Below are 3,107 nucleotides of genomic sequence, written 5' to 3' on the forward strand. Positions count from 1 at the left end.
ATCGTTTTTTCTTGCGAAAGATTAGACTTACAAAAGAAAAATACAATCTTGATATAATTTCTTATTGCTTAATGCCAAATCATTTTCATCTTTTAGTCAGACAGAATTCTGAGAAGATTATTGCAAAATGGATTCAGAAAGTTTTAAGTGGATATGTCCAAGCATTTAATAAACAAAATGATCGTAAGGGAACTTTGTTTGAAAGTTCGACAAAACCGAAGATTATAAATTCAAATGAATATCTCGCTAATATAATTCATTATTTACATTTAAATCCTATAAAGGCAAAATTAGTTAGTGATCCATCTAATTGGGAATATTCAAGCTACAATAATTGGAGTTCAGATTCTGAAAATTCAATGATTTCAAAGAAAATTCGTTTGGAATTCTACAATTCCGGAAATGAATACAAGATGTCCTTTAAAGAATATTGGGAATCAAAAATATGGGAAGAAGAAAATTATGAAAATTAACCTTGAAAAGGCTTTTTCCAGAGGATTTCTTTCAAGTCAGCCTTTTCAATGGTTTTAGCGTGAAAGATAAGGATAATAAGTAACATAATGCAAAAAACCGTTGAAAAAGTTCAGCAGGAAGAAAAGCCTTATAAACTTTTTCAATGTACAAATAAGGGAGAACCAAATGCAAATAGATTTAAAAGGAAAAGACATCATCTGCACGCAAGAGATATCGGTGCAGGAAATAAAAGCTCTTTTGAAATTAGCAAAAGAGATGAAAGCAGATAGGTATGGAGAAAAGTACAATAAACTTTTAAAGGATAAAACTTTTTTGATGTTCTTTTACAATCCGTCTTTAAGAACGAGAATATCCTTCGAAGCGGCTGCGACAGAACTCGGAGGACACGCCCAATTCCTGGAACCAAAAACAATGCGTTTGAAGAAAACCAGCCGAGGAGTAGAAGTTCAAGCAGGAGAAACTATCGAGGATGCAGCTAAAGTTCTCGATCGTTATGCCTGCGGAATGGGAATCAGGATTCTGGAAACTTCCGTTGAGAATTACGGCGATGGAAATGCTCTTCTGCGGGAATATGCCAAATGGATGAATGCTCCTGTTATCAATATGGCAGATGATAAATATCATCCCTGCCAGGGACTTTCCGATGTAATGGGAATGCAGGAACATCGAGGAAACCTGGAAGGAAAAACTGTTCTGATGACCTGGGCACACGGAGCACTTGCTCGTTCATATTGCTCGGTTCACGAAAATCTGCTCATAACTTCTCGATTAGGAATGAATGTGAAACTGGCTTTCCCAAAAGGTTATGATCTTCCTGAAGAAGAAATCATAAAAGTAAAAGCAAACTGCGATGCGAACGGAAAAAAATTCGAGATCATTAACGATCCAAATGAAGGATATACAAAAGATGTAGAGTTTGTCTATTCCCGTAACTGGTTCGGACCGGATTTCTATGAAATCGGTAAAGAAGCAGAGATTGCCAGAGCCAGTAAAATGACGGATTGGATCTGCAATCAGGAAAGAATGAACCGCACCAATAATGCTTTATATATTCATCCGATGCCAGTCGATCGCGGAAAAGAAGTTACAGATAAGGTTGCCAGCGGACCGAATTCTATTATTGTTGATATTGCCGAAAACCGGCTTCATACTCAAAAAGCAATAATGGCAATGACAATTGCAGGGATGAAAGTGGAAGTATAAATTTGTCTTTGCGAGTTTTTCGATCTTGCTGTTACAATCAAAGCAATCTCTGGAGAAATCCTTGAAAAGGCTTTATCCAGAGGAATTCTTTCACATCAGCCTTTTCAATGGTTTAGCGAGGAATATAAGAATAATTAGTGAGATAATGCAAAGAAACCATTGAAAAAATTCAGCAGGAAGAAAAGCCTTATAAAACTTTTTCAAGGCTTATATAATTCTTGGAGGAAAATAAATGTCAAAATTAGCAGTTTTAGCGATTGGAGGAAACTCTCTGATCAAAGATAAGGAGCATCAAACTGTCGAAGATCAATACAATTGTATTTACGAAACTTCAAAACATATCGTAAAATTGATCGAGCAGGGAATTAATGTAATTGTTACTCACGGTAATGGTCCGCAGGTTGGATTTATCCTGTTAAGATCAGAACTGGCAAAAGGTCAATTACACGAAGTTCCGATTCCGTCTGCAGGAGCGGATACTGAAGGCGCGATCGGTTATCAGATCCAGCAGGCAGTTGGAAACATTCTCAAAGAGAAAGGAATTCAAAAAGGAGTAGCAACAGTTGTTACTCAAGTTCTGGTTGATAAAAACGATGATGCTTTTCAAAATCCTTCCAAACCGATCGGTCCATTCCTGACAGAAGAAGACGCTCAAGCAAACAAAGAACAGTTTGGCTGGGATATTATCGAAGATGCAGGAAGAGGTTATCGAAGAGTAGTTGCGTCTCCGATTCCGATAAAAATAATCGAGCAGGATGCCATCGAAGCTTTAGCGAAAAACGATTTTATCGTTATTGCTGTCGGTGGTGGTGGAATTCCCGTTATAGAAGATGAGAACGGTTTTCTGAAAGGAGTTCCGGCAGTGATCGATAAAGATAGAGCTTCATCACTTCTCGCCAGAAATCTAAAAGCTGATTATCTTATCATCTCAACTGCTATCGAACAGGTTTTTCTTAATTTCGGAACAGAAGATGAACGAGCGATTTCCAAAATGACTCTGCAGGAAGCAAAAAAATATTGCACTGATGGTCATTTTAAAGCGGGAAGTATGTTACCGAAAATCGAATCAGCGATCGATTTTCTGGAAGCAGGTGGAAAAGAAGTGATCATCACAACTCCTGATCTTCTGGCAGATGCTGTTGCCGGGAAAGCCGGAACGAGGATTGTGAAATAGCTTTTCGAGTCGTAAGGAACGAAGTGACGACGACTCGAAACAGAAAATATTAAGCGATGACTCGAGTTCAACAGAGCGAAGCGAAATTGGACTTGAGTTAGCACTTCACCAACTGAACTCCATCATCCGGCAGTTGCCGGAGATGAAGTCCAGTCAGACAGAATATTCTTGTAACACAATCAATCCTGATTGTGATTCATCATTTGGAAGTTCCGATATAAATCGGAATCGCTTGGCATTAACACGGTTAATGCAC

General features: G+C 38.1%; 3 protein-coding genes. All 3 read left to right on the forward strand.

From position 1 onward, the window contains the following. The first annotated feature begins 11 nt into the window (after positions 1–11). Positions 12–473: a transposase gene (locus tag ENL20_02385; GenBank protein ID HHE37402.1), complete on the forward strand. Its 462-nt coding sequence runs from the start codon at positions 12–14 to the stop codon at positions 471–473. A gap of 166 nt (positions 474–639) precedes the next feature. Continuing rightward, a complete protein-coding gene (locus ENL20_02390; GenBank protein HHE37403.1) occupies positions 640–1,677 on the forward strand; it encodes an ornithine carbamoyltransferase in 1,038 nt (345 codons plus the stop codon). Between the two features lie 232 nt (positions 1,678–1,909). Further along, on the forward strand, positions 1,910–2,851 hold the full coding sequence (arcC, locus tag ENL20_02395) for a carbamate kinase (GenBank protein HHE37404.1): 942 nt from the start codon (positions 1,910–1,912) through the stop codon (positions 2,849–2,851). The last annotated feature ends 256 nt before the right edge of the window (positions 2,852–3,107 follow it).

The sequence above is a fragment of the Candidatus Cloacimonadota bacterium genome (assembly GCA_011372345.1).
Taxonomy (GTDB): Bacteria; Cloacimonadota; Cloacimonadia; order Cloacimonadales; family TCS61; genus DRTC01.